At 57.7% G+C, this 16,221-nt stretch carries 15 protein-coding genes; 10 read left to right on the top strand and 5 right to left on the bottom strand.

The features are described 5' to 3' along the window. Positions 1-27: 27 nt before the first annotated feature. On the top strand, positions 28-363 hold the full coding sequence (locus ACFO5Q_RS11330; RefSeq protein ID WP_156431902.1) for a hypothetical protein: 336 nt from the start codon (positions 28-30) through the stop codon (positions 361-363). Here the strand turns inward: ACFO5Q_RS11330 and ACFO5Q_RS11325 are convergent. Beyond that, positions 360-1,328 carry an alpha/beta fold hydrolase gene (locus ACFO5Q_RS11325; RefSeq protein WP_197420968.1) on the bottom strand — a complete coding sequence of 323 codons (969 nt, stop codon included), beginning with the start codon at positions 1,326-1,328 and terminating at the stop codon, positions 360-362. The two genes, ACFO5Q_RS11330 and ACFO5Q_RS11325, sit on opposite strands and share 4 nt — an antisense overlap. Positions 1,329-1,492: 164 nt before the next feature. Here ACFO5Q_RS11325 and ACFO5Q_RS11320 point away from each other — a divergent pair, with 164 nt between their 5' ends. Continuing rightward, positions 1,493-3,145: a Na/Pi cotransporter family protein gene (locus ACFO5Q_RS11320; RefSeq protein ID WP_068145357.1), complete on the top strand. Its 1,653-nt coding sequence runs from the start codon at positions 1,493-1,495 to the stop codon at positions 3,143-3,145. Between the two features lie 24 nt (positions 3,146-3,169). Here the strand turns inward: ACFO5Q_RS11320 and aroC are convergent, their stop codons facing one another. The 4 genes from aroC to ACFO5Q_RS11300 form a co-directional block, all read right to left on the bottom strand. After that, positions 3,170-4,243 carry a chorismate synthase gene (gene aroC, locus ACFO5Q_RS11315; protein WP_068145360.1) on the bottom strand — a complete coding sequence of 358 codons (1,074 nt, stop codon included), beginning with the start codon at positions 4,241-4,243 and terminating at the stop codon, positions 3,170-3,172. A 29-nt stretch (positions 4,244-4,272) separates the two neighbouring features. Then, positions 4,273-5,088 (bottom strand): enoyl-ACP reductase FabI, encoded by an 816-nt coding sequence (locus tag ACFO5Q_RS11310; protein WP_068145364.1) that lies wholly within the window; start codon positions 5,086-5,088, stop codon positions 4,273-4,275. An 89-nt stretch (positions 5,089-5,177) separates the two neighbouring features. Then, positions 5,178-6,131 carry a YihY/virulence factor BrkB family protein gene (locus tag ACFO5Q_RS11305; RefSeq protein WP_068145367.1) on the bottom strand — a complete coding sequence of 318 codons (954 nt, stop codon included), beginning with the start codon at positions 6,129-6,131 and terminating at the stop codon, positions 5,178-5,180. A 4-nt stretch (positions 6,132-6,135) separates the two neighbouring features. Next, on the bottom strand, positions 6,136-7,074 hold the full coding sequence (locus ACFO5Q_RS11300) for a DnaJ C-terminal domain-containing protein (protein WP_068145370.1): 939 nt from the start codon (positions 7,072-7,074) through the stop codon (positions 6,136-6,138). Positions 7,075-7,235: 161 nt separating this feature from the next. On the opposite strand from ACFO5Q_RS11300, the gene pdxH reads away from it, so the two are divergent. From pdxH to ACFO5Q_RS11260, 8 genes are all read left to right on the top strand, one after another. Beyond that, a complete protein-coding gene (pdxH, locus tag ACFO5Q_RS11295) occupies positions 7,236-7,844 on the top strand; it encodes a pyridoxamine 5'-phosphate oxidase (RefSeq protein WP_068145374.1) in 609 nt (202 codons plus the stop codon). Positions 7,845-7,996: 152 nt separating this feature from the next. Further along, entirely contained in the window at positions 7,997-10,168 is a 2,172-nt protein-coding gene (locus ACFO5Q_RS11290; RefSeq protein WP_068145376.1) for a methyl-accepting chemotaxis protein, read from the top strand. Positions 10,169-10,306: 138 nt separating this feature from the next. Further along, complete coding sequence (locus tag ACFO5Q_RS11285) at positions 10,307-11,758, top strand: coniferyl aldehyde dehydrogenase (RefSeq protein WP_231727146.1); 1,452 nt, start codon at positions 10,307-10,309, stop codon at positions 11,756-11,758. Positions 11,759-11,776: 18 nt separating this feature from the next. Further along, complete coding sequence (locus tag ACFO5Q_RS11280; RefSeq protein ID WP_068145379.1) at positions 11,777-12,913, top strand: iron-containing alcohol dehydrogenase; 1,137 nt, start codon at positions 11,777-11,779, stop codon at positions 12,911-12,913. Next, the gene (locus tag ACFO5Q_RS11275) at positions 12,910-13,353 is read left to right on the top strand and encodes an acyl-CoA thioesterase (protein ID WP_068145381.1); all 444 of its coding nucleotides are present in this window, start codon (positions 12,910-12,912) and stop codon (positions 13,351-13,353) included. The genes ACFO5Q_RS11280 and ACFO5Q_RS11275 overlap by 4 nt, the downstream gene beginning before the upstream one ends. Before the next feature lie 24 nt (positions 13,354-13,377). After that, positions 13,378-14,181, top strand: a complete 804-nt coding sequence (locus ACFO5Q_RS11270) for an SDR family oxidoreductase (protein ID WP_068145384.1) — start codon at positions 13,378-13,380, stop codon at positions 14,179-14,181. An 18-nt stretch (positions 14,182-14,199) separates the two neighbouring features. Then, on the top strand, positions 14,200-14,967 hold the full coding sequence (locus tag ACFO5Q_RS11265; protein ID WP_068145387.1) for a glucose 1-dehydrogenase: 768 nt from the start codon (positions 14,200-14,202) through the stop codon (positions 14,965-14,967). A 9-nt stretch (positions 14,968-14,976) separates the two neighbouring features. Continuing rightward, complete coding sequence (locus tag ACFO5Q_RS11260; RefSeq protein ID WP_068145390.1) at positions 14,977-16,050, top strand: phosphotransferase family protein; 1,074 nt, start codon at positions 14,977-14,979, stop codon at positions 16,048-16,050. The last annotated feature ends 171 nt before the right edge of the window (positions 16,051-16,221 follow it).

The raw sequence follows: 16,221 nt of genomic DNA, 5'->3' as shown, positions 1-16,221 counted from the left end.
TTTTCATCATTCCGATCATGAGCCCAAATGAGCCCAAATGAGGGCATGATGGTCCGTCTCGGAATCCTGTTATGGTACGGGACGCTGGGGGCCATTGTCGGCATGTTTGGCGTGATGACCTATCACCCCGTGCTGAAAATGCCTATGCCATGGTGGTTTCGCTCGGGCGTCATGGTGGGCTGGATGAATTTTGTGCTGCTACTGTTCACTTACGACCGTTTCGCGGCCATGATGACAGACTATTTCGGTCCATCCGCGCCATCGCCATGGTGGATGGTGCTGGAAGGGGTTGGTGTCGGCCTTGTTTGCGGCTATTTCGCCACCCGCTTTGGCGGCGAAGGCAAAGAGCTTCTGGACAGTTAGCGGCGGTCGAGCGACGCGACAAAGTTTCTGACTGCCGTGGCGGAGATTGCCGGGATTTCCTCCATCGGGATATGGCCGATGTTTGGGAAGGTGACAAGCCGGGCGCCGCCGATCCGTTCAGCCAGTATCTGCCCAACCTCCAGCGGGATAAGGCTGTCCTCTTCGCCCCACAAGATGAGTGTCGGCACCTTGATCTGCGCCACGTCAAGGTCTTGCCGGCCCGCGTCGCGGTACCAGGCGAAGCGAAGGCCCGTCGCGCGGCGGTTGCCCGGGTGCCGCGCCAGCTCCCAATAGCGGTCCACCATCGTGTCGTTGATCAGGGAGTGATCAACAATCGAGGTCTTCAGGCCTTCCTCAACGATGCTGCGTGGGGTGATATTCTCCAAAATCCAGTCGCTGTACCAATGGCCAGCCAATTCGAAGGCCTTGGGGCGTTTCACTGGGATTCTGGTGTTTTCCGGCGGGTTGACGCCGGCGGTATCCACCAAAACGATGCCGCTGAGTTTATCGCCATGTTCGATCGCGTACGCGAGCGTTACGCCGCCGCCCATTGAATTGCCGCCAAGGACAAAACTCTTGAGGTTCAAGGCTGTGGCGAACTCATCCACAAAAGCTACCATCCCGCCATAGGTGTAATCATCCGCCGGAGTGGCACCCGTCAGGCCGTGGCCGGGCAGGTCAACAGTGACGACAAAATAGTCTGTCTCAAGCGCATCCACCCAGCCTTCCCAGGTGTGAAGCGACGAATTTGAGCCATGCAGCAAAAGGATAGCGCGGCCTTCCGCGTTGCCCTGCATGCGGAAGTGGGCGCGGGCGCCAGAGGGGAGGTCGATGAAATCAGAGGCGCCAGTGGCGTATTTCTCCGCCAGCTCCTCGTGCGGAATATCCGGTGTCCAGGAGATATAGATCACAAGCGCCAGTCCAAGCACTACTAAGGCCAGCAGATATTTTATCGATTTCATCATCAGTGTCTCCCCCATTTGGCCGGGAGCTTACCTGAACAGGGATGCGGGCGCCAGTAGTGATTGGAGTCCGAATTCGCCGCATACAGGCCGGTTCAGGAAATTGACTATTGCCAAAATTGACCATTATCAGAGACACTTGGGCGAACCTGACGGCATGAGAGCTTATGATACTGCATATTCTTGTCGCCCTTGGAGGCGTTGGCCTGTTTCTGTTCGGCATGATCGTGCTGACGGACGGTTTGCGTGCACTGGCGGGCAAGGCGCTTAGGCAGGCGCTGGCACGCTATACCACCACGCCTTTGTCGGGCGTGGCCACAGGGGCGATCACAACGGCCATCATCCAGTCATCCAGCGCCACAACAGTCACCGCGGTAGGCTTTGTTGGCGCGGGCATCATCACCTTTACCCAGGCGCTGGGGATCATTCTGGGCGCCAATATCGGCACAACCATCACCGGCTGGCTTGTCGCCCTTATCGGTTTCAAGCTCCAATTGGGGCTGATGGTGATGCCGCTTGTGCTTCTCGGCGTCTTGATGCGCCTTTTCGGCAAAGGCAAGGTTCGGGACATTGGCTGGGCACTGGCGGGCTTCAGCCTGCTGTTCATCGGGATCGAGACGATGCAGAACGGCATGGGCGCGTTTGAAGGTTTGGTAACGCCCGAGAATTTTCCCACCGACACGCTCTGGGGCCGGTTCCAGCTGGTCCTGATCGGCATTGGCATCACCATCATCACCCAGTCCTCGAGCGCCGGTATCGCGGCCACATTGGTGGCGCTGTCGGTCGGCTCGGTGAATTTCCCGCAGGCGGCGGCCATGGTCATAGGGATGGACGTGGGCACCACCTTCACGGCGATGCTGGCCACCATCGGGGGCTCGGTCTCCATGCGGCAGACGGCATTTGCCCATGTGGCTTATAACCTGTTTGCCGGCACCATGGCTTTCTGCACCCTGGGCTATTATACGGCCATTGTAGACGCCTGGCTTGGTGGCGGCGCGGCAGGTAACGCCCAAGTCGCCGTTGTTGGCTTCCACACGGCGATGAATGTGATCGGCGTGATCATTGTGTTGCCTTTCATTCGCTATTTCGCCCGGGCTATCGTTCGCCTGATGCCGGAGCGCAAGGCCCCGTTCGAGCGCGGCCTGGACACAGCGCTCTACAGCGAACCGGGGGCCGCCAGCATTGCCGGGCTTGCCGTGGCACAGCAGCTGACAGACGCGCTTTTCGCGCTCTTGCGGGACCAGCTAGACCCGGCGCGGCGCCATGTGGACCGCACTTGGCCGCTGGTGGAGATCGAACGTGGCATCACGGCGGCTGAAGAATTCGTTGAAAATATCCCGCCCAGCCAGGGGGACGGGTTGGTGAGCGCGCGCGAAAGCAACACGCTGCATATTCTTGACCACCTCAGGCGCCTGCATCACCGCTGCATGCAGATTGAGCGGGTCGACGCCCTGTCGTCCGACAGGCGGCTTGAGCGCCTGAGGGCCGTTCTCGCCCACAGCCTTGATACCTATCTGGCACACGAAGAAGGCGGCCGCCCCGATATCTATTTTGACCGTGTTCGCAGCTTCATGCGGCTGCAGCGGCATAAATACCGCGAAAGCACGGTTATGGCCGCCACGCGCAAGCAGATGGGCGAGGTGGGGCTTCTGATGCGGCTGGATGCGGTTCGCTGGCTGCAGCGGGTTTCTTACCACGCTTGGCGCATCAGCCATCATTTCCATGCCGCCCAAATGGAAAACGGTATGCCAGCCACGCCACCGGTGGAAGAGGGGCCAGAAATAAGGAATGGTGGGGAAAGTGATGATGAGGATGATTAAGAGGCTAAGCCCACCAACCACCCGTTAGCCACACTGCGCGCGGTGCATCATCATATGGTCGGCCAGCACGATGGCCATCATGGCCTCAGCGATTGGCACGGCGCGGATGCCCACGCAAGGGTCATGACGGCCCTTGGTAACCACGTCAACGGCTTCACCACGCGTGTTTACGCTTTTGCGCGGCGTGAGGATAGAGCTGGTTGGCTTAACGGCAAAGCGGGCCACGATGGGCTGGCCGGTCGAGATGCCGCCCAAAATACCGCCCGCGTTGTTTGACATGAACTGGGGCCCACCGTTTGCGCCGGGCACCATTTCATCGGCATTCTCTTCGCCCGTAAGGGTTGCTGCTTCCATGCCCGCGCCAATTTCCACGCCCTTGGCGGCATTGATGCTCATCAGGGCGGTCGCCAGGTCAGCGTCCAGCTTGGCGTAGATGGGCGCACCCCAACCGGCGGGAACGCCTTCGGCAACCACTTCGATCACGGCACCAATGCTGCTGCCGGCCTTCCTTATGGCGTCAAGCTCTGTCGCCCAGGCCTGAGCCGTTTCAGCGTCTGCGCAGAAGAAGGGGTTGCGGTCCACCTCAGCCCAATCGAACCGGCTGCGGTCAATCTTGTGCGATCCCATCTGCACCATCGAGGCGCGGATGGTGATGCCGTCACCCAATACTTTGCGGGCGATGGCGCCTGCGGCCACGCGTGCTGCGGTTTCGCGTGCACTGGACCGTCCGCCCCCGCGATAGTCGCGGATGCCGTATTTTTCCATATAGGTGAAATCGGCGTGGCCGGGGCGGAAGCGCTCGGCAATATCGCCATAATCCTTGCTGCGCTGATCGGTGTTCTCGATCATCAACTGCACGGGGGTGCCCGTGGTCTTGCCCTCAAACACGCCAGACAGGATTTTCACAGCGTCGGGTTCACGGCGCTGTGTGGTGTATTTGCTCTGGCCCGGCTTGCGTTTGTCCAGAAACACCTGGATTTCCTCTTCCGTGATCTCCAAGAGGGGCGGCACGCCATCAACGGTGGCGCCCAGCGCCGGACCGTGGCTTTCGCCCCAGGTGGTGAAACGGAAAAGTCTGCCAAATGTATTATAAGACATAAGCTTACAAGGCTTTCTTAAGGTTTATTCTAATCCATCGAGTTGATGAGGATTTTCATCGCCTCATCATCTGTCGGCATACAGGTGGTGGAGAAACCGCTGTCCACATGGTGGGTTTCGCCAGTGACGCCCGATGACAGATCAGACAGCAGATAAAGGCCCGCGCCCGCCACGTCATCAAGCGTGATGTTGCGGCGCAGTGGTGCGTTTTGCTCATTGTATTTCAGCAGCATGCGGAAGTCACCAACGCCAGACGCCGCAAGCGTTTTCATCGGGCCCGCAGAGATGGTGTTCACGCGGATGCCTTTTTCGCCCAGGTCGCGCGCCATATAGCGGGTGGAGCACTCAAGCGCGGCTTTCGCGACACCCATCACGTTATAGTGGGGCACTACCTTTTCAGAGCCATAGTAGCTGAGCGTCAGCATGCTGCCGCCGTTCGTCATCATCTTTTCCAGACGCTGGCCCACGGCCACGAAGCTGTAGGCAGAGATGTTCATGGTCATCAGGAAGTTATCGAGCGTGGTGTCAATATAGCGACCGCGCAGCTCAGACTTGTCCGAATAGCCAATGGCGTGCACGAAAAAGTCGATGCTGTCCCACTTTTCGGCCAATTTCTCGGCCATGGCGTCGATCGAGGCGGCGTCGGAGACGTCACACTGAACCAGGAAATCGGAACCGATGGATTCCGCGAGCGGACGCACGCGCTTTTCAAGCGCTTCGCCCTGGTATGAAAAGGCAACCTCTGCGCCTTGCTCTGCGCAAGCTTTGGCAATGCCCCAGGCCATCGAGCGGTCGTTTGCGACGCCCATGATCAGCCCGCGTTTTCCTTCCATCAATTTGGTCATATTCGCCCCCTTTTTATATCTGTTAGGCCGAGAATTCGGCGCATCCTACACGAAGCGCCCGGATGGTCAATTGTTTTGGCCGAAACTGATTAGGCTTCGGATTCCGGCGCTTCCGCGCCTTCTTTCTTTTCATCTGGTTTTGATGCAGCCTCTGCAGCTTCTTCCTTTGCACGCCGTTCTACCCGCGCCTTGGCTTTTGCCCGGCTGGCATCCCCAAACGTATATGCTGCGTTGAGTTCCGCCCCCAGCACAAACCCAAGGCTGACAAGGAAACAGAATAGCTGCATCACCACCACGCCCGCTAGGCTGCCGTAGGTGACATCATAGTTTCCGGCGTACTTGAGATAGACCGAAAGCCCCTTGGCTGTGGCGATCAACACCACGACGCTCAGGAGCGTACCGGGCAGGCGGGCAGTGTGCTTGATCTTCCTTGGGGTCAGGGCAAGGTACATCATATAGATGCCCAGGGTCAGAATGGAGGGGCTCACCAGCAGGCTCAGGTACCCCCAGGCGGTGTTGATGCCTTCCGATACGATGTCGGGAAACAGGCTGGTGACCGCCTTCAGGACCGCGGGCCCCAGCACCATGATCGACATGGCGGTGACGATTGCGATGGCACCGAACACAACAACACCAAGGCTTTCAAGCCGCCTGATCCAGACAGCACGGGCATATTCCTTGCCGAAAGCCTTGATCAATATCTCGCGCGCTGCTTCAACGCCGTTGCCGGCTGTCCAGATGGCCAGAAGGATCGATCCGGTCAGGATTTCGGCACCGGTGTTTTTGACGATGCCATCGATTGGCCCTTTGACCACCTTTGATACTTCTGGCGGCAAAACATCGTTGAGGAGATAGTTTACCGCCTCGACGCCGCTTGCCGTTTGGCCCATAAAGCCGGAAACGGCCACAAGGAAGATGATGAACGGAAACAGCGAAAGCATGGTCAGGAAGGCCATATTGCCCGCAGCCGCCATGCCGTCATTGTCGAAGAAATAGATGAAGGTGCGCTTCCAGGCCCGTTTATGGCGTTCGATCGGGTTCATCCGGTCAGCTTAGCCCCGCTTTTTTGCGCAGTTCCGCGCCATTGCCGCCGGACCATTGCTTCATCAGCTTTTCAAGCTCGGCGTCGCGGTCTGTTGGCAGCATCAGCTTCAGGTTGACATACATGTTGCCCACCTCATCACCGCGTTTGACACCCTTGCCCTTCAGCCTCAGGCGCTTGCCGGTGGAGCTGTTTTTGGGGATGCGGACTGTCAGGCGCCCTTTTGGTGTGGGCACCTCAATGTCGCCGCCCAACACCGCCTCATCAAGTGAGATTGGCAGTTCCAGATGGATATCCAGGTCCTTGCGGGTGAAATAGGGGTGTGGCGCCACGCGGATTTCCACCATGGCGTCGCCCTTTGGGCCCTTGCCGAAGCCGGGGCCGCCCTGGCCTGAGAGCCGGATCACCTGGCCGTCCTTGATGCCGGGTGGGATTTTGATGTCCACGTTCCGACCGTCGTTGAGCGTCAGCCTGCGTGTGCTGCCGTTGATCGACTCGTCAAATCCGATGGTGATCTTGTAGCTGAGGTCCAGCCCGCGCTTCCGGCCAGACTGCTCAAACGGGCTATCCCCGCGTGAAGGCCCTTTGCGCCTGCTTGAAGAACGGAAAAATTCCGTGAAGATGTCCTGGGCTTCATCAAGATCGAAATCGTCGAAGCTTGCGGAGGCACGGCGCTTTCCGCCGCCTCCAAAACCAAACGGGTTGGAGTAGGTGCGTTTCTCGGCGCCGGTTTCGTCAATCTCGCCACGGTCATAGCGGGCGCGCTGCTGCTCGTTCCCCAGGATCGAATAGGCCGCGGAAACTTCCTTGAAGCGGTCCACGATCTTGGGATTATCCTTGTTGGCGTCCGGATGGTATTTTTTTGCCAAGGAACGATAGGCCTTCTTGACGTCATCCTGGCTGGCGTCGCGGTTTAGGCCCAAAATATCATAAAGGTCGCTCATAGGATTGTATCAAACCCAAAAAACAGATACTGAATCACGTGTCTTGCTATCATATAAGGGGCAGGGCACGGCGTGCAATATTCTTGCGTTTATAGATGCTTAGTTTTGATATAGCAGAATGCGCCACCTAAGTGACGAAAAAGATTTTATGACAAGGATTTATGACAGTGTCTGACAAGCGCGCGGCCTTTGAAACACCTTTTGACCAGGTCAACGCCTGGATTGCCGAGGCAACAGAGAGTGAGCCAAACGATCCAACGGCCATGGCGCTTGCGACAGCCACACCAGACGGAATACCAAGCGTGCGCATGGTGCTTCTGAAGGGGTGTGATGCTGATGGCCTTGTTTTCTATACCAACCTTGAAAGCCGCAAAGGCGGTGAACTGGCAGCCAATCCGAACGCGGCACTTTTGTTTCACTGGAAAACACTGCGCCGCCAGATACGCGTTGAGGGGGCTGTAGAGCCTGTTACCCTTGAGGAAGCGGACGCCTATTTCGCGTCACGCCCGCGTGCCAGCCGCATTGGTGCCTGGGCATCCCAGCAGTCTCGCGAAATGGAAGGCCGCTTCGAATTTGAAGGTGCGATCGCGAAATATACTGCCAAGTTTGGCGCTGGCGAGGTGCCGCGGCCAGATCATTGGTCCGGCTTTCGCCTGAAGCCGCGCTATTTCGAATTCTGGCGCGACCGGAAATTCCGCCTGCACGAGCGTGTTACCTACACCCGTGATGAGGCTGCAGGCGATTGGCGCCTAGCAGAGCTTTACCCCTGATATTTCACTTTTGTGACGGCTTGAGCAGACTTTTGACTGAACTGTCACGCACCTGAAATATCTCTGTCACAGTCAAAAATTAGGTTGCTCCTCGCACGAAATTTACTGCGGGGCTGCACGCATGGTGGCACCGCTTAGTGAGGGGTTATATCATGCGCATTTCTGTCCGCTTTAGGATTCTTCTGGGCTTTGCGGCTGTCATTGTCACACTTGCAGCAGCAAACCGCATATCGTCGTCGGGGCTTCGTGGCCTTGATGGCGCTTCTCAGGCAATTGCCGATAAGACGGACATTGTGCGTCATGTGAATGACTATGCTTCCGACATTGCCGCGCAAACGAGTGCCTTGCGGACATTCGCCTTTTCCGGGCGCGATGAAGACAAGCAGCGCTTGACCGAAGCACAGGCGCGGGCAGATGCTACGCGTGTGAAGGTGGCGGAGATACTGGCGCAAACGGGGGCGGCGGAGACTGCCCAGGCCCTTGAAACAGCTTCCCACGATTTTGACACTGTTTTCACAGCTGTTGAAAACCGCTTGGGCAATGAAGAAGATGCCCTTCAGGTGGTGGCCATCGGTATTGGCAAGCTGGAAAGCTCAGCCGCAGCGCTGGTGGAATTCCTGAAATCAAAGGATGGTGAGGCGGCGGCGCTTGCGCCTCAGTTTGGCCCACTGGTGGCGCGCTACAATCAGGCGAGCATCGCCTATGTGGCGTCTGGCCGGCTGGCAGACTTTGAAGAGGCAATTTCAGCGGGCGAGGAACTCGACGGCCTTATCAGGACAGCGCAGATGGCCCTTAAGGGCACGCCGCGCCGCGAGATGCGGGTGCTGATCTATGCCCGGCGGGACAGCGACGTGATCCGCCAGAGCCTGCGGGCAAAGCATGCGGCAGCGACATCGCTGCAAGACACAATGACCCAGTTGGAAGCTGCAGCGACCGCCATTGCCAACATTACCGCAAAAGCCAAGTTGACGGCCCGGGAAGAGCAAGGGCATGCCCTGACTGATATGATCGCGGCTGTCGATAAAGCAACTGAGCAAAGCTTTATCGGGTTGGTCGTTGGTGCGGTCATCGCAGCCATCATGGCCTGGTATATTGGCTTTTCGGTTGCGCGCCCGCTTGGCCGCATCACGGACGCGATTGCCAAACTTGCGGCTGGCGACAAGACGGTTGAAATCCCGGGTCGGGACCGGGGTGACGAGCTGGGCCGCATGGCGGAAGCTGCCGGTGTGTTCAAAGACAAGACATTTGAGCTTGAGCGCCTTGCTGAGGAAAAGCATGAGGTTGAGCGGCGCGAGGCCGAGGCCCGCCGCCTGCAGGAGGTTGAAGATGCTCGCCGCCTTGAGGAGCATCAGAAGGCCGAAGAACGCGCGCGGGAAGAACGCCGTGAAGCGCGCCAGCAGCAACGTCTGCAAATGGCAGACGCTTTTGAGGCCGGTGTGATGCGCATCGTGGAATCAGTTGCCGGTGCGTCGCGCAATATGGCGGGTGCTGCCAGCAAGCTGGTGAGCAATACTGAGCGCACAGCGTCAGAAGTGAACGCAACCCAGCGTGCCACTGATGAGGCGTCCCAGAATGTGCAGGCTGTGGCGGGGGCCACGGAAGAGCTTTCTGTGTCTTTCCGGTCTGTCAGCAATGAGCTCGATGAAAACGCCAAGGTAGCGCAGAGTGCTGTTGAGGAAGCGAGCCGCACGACAGAGACGGTGGCGGGGCTTTCGGATGCCGCACACCAGATCGGGAATGTGGTGAAGATGATCCGCGATATCGCGGAACAGACCAACCTGCTTGCCCTCAATGCGACCATCGAGGCCGCGCGCGCAGGTGATGCCGGTCGCGGGTTTGCCGTGGTGGCGTCTGAAGTGAAAAGCCTTGCGGCGCAGTCAAGCAAAGCCACCGAAGACATTGCGGCATATGTCGAAAAGATCCAACTGGTATCAAATGATGCGTCCGGCGCAATTGAGCGCATTGGCGACATTATCGGCCAGATGAATGATGTGACCCAATCTGTTGTTGCGGCCGTTCAGCAGCAGGCGGCGGCGACAGGTGAGATTGCTCATAATGTCCAGCAAGTTTCGGCAGGAACCGAACAAGTGCGGGCCAGTGTCTCTATTGTAGATACGGCAGCCTATGAGACACGCACCATGTCCAGTGACCTGAAAACGAATGCAGAAAGCCTGATGGAGGAAGCCGACAGCCTCAAACGTGAAGTGGAGCGTTTCCTGACGGAAGTACGTGACACAAAAGAGGAAGAGGCGACCACAACTGTCGCGAAGGCGACTACAGCGAAAAATATGGGTGCTCAAATCCATCTGCTGCGATCTGCTTAGCAGATTTTTAATCCTAGAATTTGAAAGCCCGCGTTTGCGGGCTTTTTTCGTTTTCGCCTTTGAAGTCTTCTGAAGCCGAACTAGTCTCTAATGCAACAGATTGCCTTTGGGGAAAGGCGGCTTTTCAAAGGGGGAAAGATGATGGACGGCATGACACTTCAGGAAACGCCGGCGGAAGATATCGCGGTCACACTTAGGGCCCAGCGCCACAGCTATCTGGCTGAAGGCTTTGTAACTGCTGAGGTCAGGAAGGACAGGCTCCGCCGCGCACTTAAGTGCCTGATGGAGTATAAGGACGACTATATCCGGCTGATTTCGGAAGATTTCGGCAACCGGTCCGCAGAAACCACGCTGTTTGCCGATGTGGCCGCCAGCTCCGGCGCTCTCAGGGACGCGATCAAGCATGTAGACAAGTGGATGAAGCCTTCCAAGCGCAAGCTGCAGTTCCCGCTGGGACTTTTGGGCGCGAAAGCCCAGGTCGTACCCCAGCCGAAAGGCGTTGTGGGGCTGATTACCCCGTGGAACTTTCCGCTGACCATGGTGTTTGTGCCGCTTGCGCAAATGCTGGCGGCGGGCAACCGGGTGGTCATCAAGCCAAGCGAGCACACACCGCGCACGTCCGCATTTTTCAAGGAAGTGTTCGCCCAGAATTTCGATGAAACGGAAGTCGCTGTTGTGACGGGGGCTGTGCAAACCAGCCAGGCCTTCGCCAGCCAGCCATGGGACCATCTGATGTTCACGGGCGCACCGGTTGTGGGCAAGCTGATCATGCGGGCCGCATCAGAGAACCTGACGCCCGTGACACTGGAGCTCGGCGGCAAAAGCCCGGTAGTGGTGGGCAAAAGTGCGGACCTCGACATGGTGGCTGAACGCGTCGCAACCTTCAAGCATATGAATGCGGGGCAGATTTGCCTCGCGCCAGATTATCTGAATATTGACGCTGACCGCCGTGACGCGTTTGTGGAGACTTATACGAAGAAAGTCTCCAGCATGTATCCAACCATGCTGGCGAACGATCAATATACCTCCATCATCAGTGCGCGGCACCGCGAGCGGCTGGAAGGTTATATCGAGGACGCCAAGGCCAAGGGCGCGGACGTGCGTATCATCAATCCGGCGGATGAGGACTTCAAGGGCCAAAACCAGGCAAACAAGCTGCCGTCAGCCCTGATCCTGGACCCGACCGAGGACATGAAAGTGATGCAGGAAGAAATCTTCGGCCCAATCCTGCCGGTGCGGACATATCAGAAGACATCTGAAGTGATTGATTATGTCAATGAGCACGAACGTCCGCTGGCGCTTTATTATTTCGGCCAGGACAAGGCCGAGGAAACCGAGGTGCTGACACGGACGACATCAGGCGGGGTCACAGTAAATGACGTGCTGTGGCATGGGGCGCATGAAAACTTGCCGTTTGGCGGTGTGGGCAACAGCGGCATGGGCCATTACCATGGGTATGACGGCTTCCTGGAGTTCAGCCACCAGAAATCTGTGCTGAGGCACCCGAAGCTGTCGATCGGTAATCTCCTTGGTATTGTGCCGCCTTATACGGATAAGCTCCGCAAAAACGTGGAAAGACAGATCAAATAGTAGTCAGGAGTGGCGGATATGATCGCCTATAATTTCAACAGCGTTTCATCGATTTTGGTCGAGGACGGCGCCGCCCGCAATTTGGGCGCCACCCTTAAGGCCCGGTTCGGGTGCCAGAAACCAATGGTCATCACCGACATGGGCTTGGTGCGTCTTGGCATGGTGGGGCCGATCATGCATGCGCTTGAGGAGGCGGAACTGCATCCGTCGCTTTATGACGGTGTGGAAGCCGACCCTTCTGAGAAAGTGGTGCTCGAGGCCGTCAAAGCGGCCAAGGCGCATGGCTCCGACCTGATCGTTGGCTTCGGCGGTGGCAGCTCGATGGACGTGGCGAAACTGGTGGCGATCCTATGCAAAGGCGCTCAGGCACTGGGCGATATCTATGGTCTTGATCAGGTGTCGGGCGGACGCCTGCCGCTGGTACAGGTGCCGACAACGGCAGGGACAGGGTCTGAAGTGACGCAGATTGCCATCGTCACCACGGGCGAAAGCACCAAGATGGGGGTATCCGACAAGGCACTGCTAGCGGACCTGGCCATTCTGGATGCGACGCTGACGAAAGGCCTGCCGCCGCATATCACTGCGGCGACAGGTATTGACGCCATGGTTCACGCCATTGAGGCCTATACTTCCAAGATCAAGAAGAACCCAATTTCTGACGGCCTTGCACGGCAAGCGCTTCTGATGCTGGGTGCCAATATCGAGGTCGCCTGCAAGGAAGGCGACAATATGGAAGCACGCCGCGGCATGCTGGTTGGCGCCACGCTCGCGGGGCAGGCGTTTGCCAATTCGCCTGTTGCGGGCGTGCATGCGCTGGCTTATCCGCTTGGAGGGCATTTCCATATCCCGCACGGGCTGTCCAACGCGCTTGTGTTGCCGCATGTGCTCAGGTTCAACGAGCCTGTCGCAGGCGGCCTCTATGCTGAATTGGCCGAGCTTGTGGGGGCTGGGGACAGTGCGGCAGCGCTGATCAACTGGCTCGAGCGCATCGCCGATGATGTGGGGATTGAAAAGCGCCTGAGGGATGTTGGCATCAGCCATAATGACCTGCCGATGCTGGCGGAGGACGCCATGAAACAGCAGCGTCTTCTGGTGAACAACCCGAGGGAGATCACACAGGACGATGCTCTCAAAATCTATGAGGCAGCCTGGTGAGCGATAAAGAAGCCCTGCGCGCTGTCAGCGCCTATCCACATGTGTCTGACATCCAGACCCGCTGGATGGACAATGACGTCTATGGCCATGTCAATAACGTGGTCTACTACAGCTTTTTCGACACAGCAGTGAACCGCTTCCTGATCGAAGGTGGCGTTCTGGATATTCATAAAGGCCAAGTGATTGGCCTGGTGGTGGAGACCAACTGCCGCTACCTCAAACCGCTCGAATTCCCAGAGCCCGTGCGAGCGGGCATCGCGGTCTCGCACATCGGCACCTCAAGCGTGCGCTACGAGATCGGCCTTTTCGCCGGGGACGCCTTAGAACCCGCGGCACAGGGACATTTTGTCCATGTTTATGTGGACAGAGAGACGCGCCGCCCCACTTCATTACCAAAGGACTTCAGGGCCTTGTTGGAGACCATCCTTCTAAAGCCCTGACGAACGCCAGGAGGGGAGTGAGTAATGGATGTGAAAGACAAGGTTGTTGTGGTCACCGGCGGTGCAAGCGGTATCGGCGAGGCGCTGGCGAAGCTGTTCGCTGCCGAAGGCGCCAAAGCCGTGGCCATTGCAGACATGGACGCCGAGGGCGCAGAACGTGTCGCGGGTGAGATCGGCCCGGTCGCCAAGGCCTACAGGCTAGATGTAACCGACGGGGCAGCCGTAAAGGCGATGGTCGAAGACGTGGAGGCATCTGCGGGCCCTGTGGACCTATATTGTTCAAATGCGGGGATCATTTTCTCAGACGCGCCGACATGGTCTGTCATCAACTGTACGGACGCCCAGTGGCAAAAAATCTGGGAAGTGAACGTGTTCGCGCATGTTCTGGCGTGCCGCGCTGTATTGCCGGGCATGATCGAACGCGGTTCGGGCGCGTTCCTGATCACGGCTTCTGCCGCAGGGCTTCTGAGCCAGATCGGCGACAGCAGCTATTCAACCACCAAGCATGCAGCCGTTGGTTTTGCGGAAAGCCTTGCCATCGCCCACGGTGACGACGGCATCTATGTGGGCTGTCTGTGCCCGCAAGCCGTGACCAGTAAGATGACGGCAGGCGCAGAGAAAAGCTCGGCAGCCGCGGACGGCATCATGCCCGCTGAGGAACTGGCCACGCGTACGCTTGCAATGATGCGGGAAGGGCGCTTCATGATCCGCCCGCATGAGCAGGTGGAAGGCTATTTCAAACACAAGGCCAACGATTATGACCGCTGGGTTGGGGGGATGCGAAAATTCCGCCGCAACCAGCTTGCGACCACTGGCCGCCCGATCTGATTTTTGGGAGTTTTTTCAATGGATTATACCAAGTTAATGGATTTCACCGACAAGGTGGTTTTTGTGTCCGGTTCATCGCGCGGGATTGGCGAAGCCATCGTCCGGGCCTTTGCTGCCAATGGCGCGAAAGTGATTGTTTCTTCCCGCGATCAGGCAGCCTGTGAGAAGGTGGCTGAAAGCATTCGGGCAGACGGTGGCGATGCCAAAGCCAAAGCAGCCCACGCCGGCAAGATGGAAGACGTATCAGCCGTGTTCGAATGGATAAAGGCAGAGTATGGCCGCCTGGACGTGCTGGTGAACTGCGGAGGTACCAACCCGTTTTACGGCCTGATAGGCGAAACGCCCGAGGCCGCTTTTGACAAGACGATCGATGTAAATCTGAAGGGGCCGTTTTATCTGTCCGCCGAAGCGGTGAAGATGATGAAAGGGCAGGGCGGCGGCGCGATTGTGAATGTGGCGTCTATTAACGGCCTGTCGCCGGGGCACCTGCAGGGCATTTATTCGATGACCAAATCGGCCATGATCAATATGACCAAGGCCTACGCCCGCGAGTATGGCCATGATGGCATTCGGGTGAACGCCATTTGCCCCGGCCTTGTGGACACCAAGATGACAGCGGTGTTTACCTCTAACGAGGATATGCTGTCACAGTATACCAGCCAGTTCCCGATCCCGCGTGCGGGCAAGCCGGAGGACATGGTTGGTGGCGTGCTTTACCTGGCATCTGACGCTGCAGCCTTCACCACCGGCACCACGCTGGTGATGGACGGCGGCTGGACGGCATAGGAGGCGCATATGACAGAATCACTGAATAAAACCGTTGATGTGCGTGAGGGTGAGGAGCTGGATAGCAAGCTGATCGACAGCATCATCAAGGAGCGTATCGGCGGCCTTGAAGGCACGCCCACGATCCGCCAGTTCGCCAGTGGCCATTCGAACCTGACTTATTCGATCCAGTACCAGAACAAGAGCCTGGTGCTCAGGCGTCCGCCGTTCGGTACGCGCCCGAAGTCCGGTCACAGCATGATCCGCGAATATAGCGTGATGAACGCCTTGAAGCCGGTTTTCCCGGCGGTGCCTGAGACCTATTTCCATGTGCCGGATGAAGGCAGCCCGCTGGGTGCCGAGTTTTATGTGATGGAGCAGGTGGAAGGCCGCAAGCTGGACCGCACCATCCCTGCAAGCTGGGGCTTTGGCGAGGAAGAGGGCCGCAAGCTGTGCCTGTCTTTCTTTAATAAGCTGATCGAGCTGCATCAGGTGGACTATAAGGCCGCGGGCCTTGGCGATTTTGGTAAGCCTGAGGGCTATGTGGAGCGCCAGGTCACCGGCTGGAACCGCCGGTTCGAGCGCGTGATCACCGACGATGTCGAAGATTTCGCGGACGTTCGCAAATGGCTTGAAGATCACATGCCACCCGGTGAGGTGGGCCACGCGGTGCTGCATGGCGATTACCGGCTGGATAATGTGATCCTGTGTGAAGACAACCCGTTCGAGATCAAGGCGATTCTGGACTGGGAGATCAGCGCGCTTGGTGATCCGCTGATGGACCTTGGCAACACGCTGGCCTATTGGTCGCAAAAGGGTGATCCGGACGAGATGATCGCCATGTGCATGCAGCCCTGCATGGCGCCCGGCATGCTGACCCGGGAGGAAATCTGCGAGCTTTATGCCGAAAAGACAGGCCATGACCTGTCGAAATTCGACTACTATCTGGTGTATGGTGTGTTTCGCCTGGCGGTGATTTTGCAGCAGATTTACTATCGCTATTACCATGGCCAGACCAAGAATAAGGCCTTTGCCGGCTTTGGTGTCCGCACCAATCAGATCGGCAACTATGCCCGCTTACTGATTGAAAAATCTGGCATTTAACAAAAATTCTATGCTATAGCGAAAAGCCTTCGGCGTAATCAGCCGGAGGCTTTTGTTCGTTCAGGCAGATATTCTCAGGCTATATACACTCCGCTACAATTGCGGAGATTTGTTTATCATTGGTTCACTTTATGCGGCTATTCTCGCACCACGGACCAAGCACGGCATAGG

This window comes from Kordiimonas lipolytica (assembly GCF_042651265.1).
Classification (GTDB): domain Bacteria; phylum Pseudomonadota; class Alphaproteobacteria; order Sphingomonadales; family Kordiimonadaceae; genus Kordiimonas; species Kordiimonas lipolytica.
Note: the sequence above shows the minus strand (reverse complement) of the source record. Positions and strands in the feature narration are given on the sequence as shown.

Bases quoted from the DNA above. Each gene is read 5' to 3' on its own strand.
- ACFO5Q_RS11330 (WP_156431902.1), top strand. From the start codon at position 28: ATGAGCCCAAATGAGGGCATGATGGTCCGTCTCGGAATCCTGTTATGG.
- ACFO5Q_RS11325 (WP_197420968.1), bottom strand. From the start codon at position 1,328: ATGATGAAATCGATAAAATATCTGCTGGCCTTAGTAGTGCTTGGACTG.
- ACFO5Q_RS11320 (WP_068145357.1), top strand. From the start codon at position 1,493: ATGATACTGCATATTCTTGTCGCCCTTGGAGGCGTTGGCCTGTTTCTG.
- aroC (WP_068145360.1), bottom strand. From the start codon at position 4,243: ATGTCTTATAATACATTTGGCAGACTTTTCCGTTTCACCACCTGGGGC.
- ACFO5Q_RS11310 (WP_068145364.1), bottom strand. From the start codon at position 5,088: ATGACCAAATTGATGGAAGGAAAACGCGGGCTGATCATGGGCGTCGCA.
- ACFO5Q_RS11305 (WP_068145367.1), bottom strand. From the start codon at position 6,131: ATGAACCCGATCGAACGCCATAAACGGGCCTGGAAGCGCACCTTCATC.
- ACFO5Q_RS11300 (WP_068145370.1), bottom strand. From the start codon at position 7,074: ATGAGCGACCTTTATGATATTTTGGGCCTAAACCGCGACGCCAGCCAG.
- pdxH (WP_068145374.1), top strand. From the start codon at position 7,236: ATGACAGTGTCTGACAAGCGCGCGGCCTTTGAAACACCTTTTGACCAG.
- ACFO5Q_RS11290 (WP_068145376.1), top strand. From the start codon at position 7,997: ATGCGCATTTCTGTCCGCTTTAGGATTCTTCTGGGCTTTGCGGCTGTC.
- ACFO5Q_RS11285 (WP_231727146.1), top strand. From the start codon at position 10,307: ATGATGGACGGCATGACACTTCAGGAAACGCCGGCGGAAGATATCGCG.
- ACFO5Q_RS11280 (WP_068145379.1), top strand. From the start codon at position 11,777: ATGATCGCCTATAATTTCAACAGCGTTTCATCGATTTTGGTCGAGGAC.
- ACFO5Q_RS11270 (WP_068145384.1), top strand. From the start codon at position 13,378: ATGGATGTGAAAGACAAGGTTGTTGTGGTCACCGGCGGTGCAAGCGGT.
- ACFO5Q_RS11265 (WP_068145387.1), top strand. From the start codon at position 14,200: ATGGATTATACCAAGTTAATGGATTTCACCGACAAGGTGGTTTTTGTG.
- ACFO5Q_RS11260 (WP_068145390.1), top strand. From the start codon at position 14,977: ATGACAGAATCACTGAATAAAACCGTTGATGTGCGTGAGGGTGAGGAG.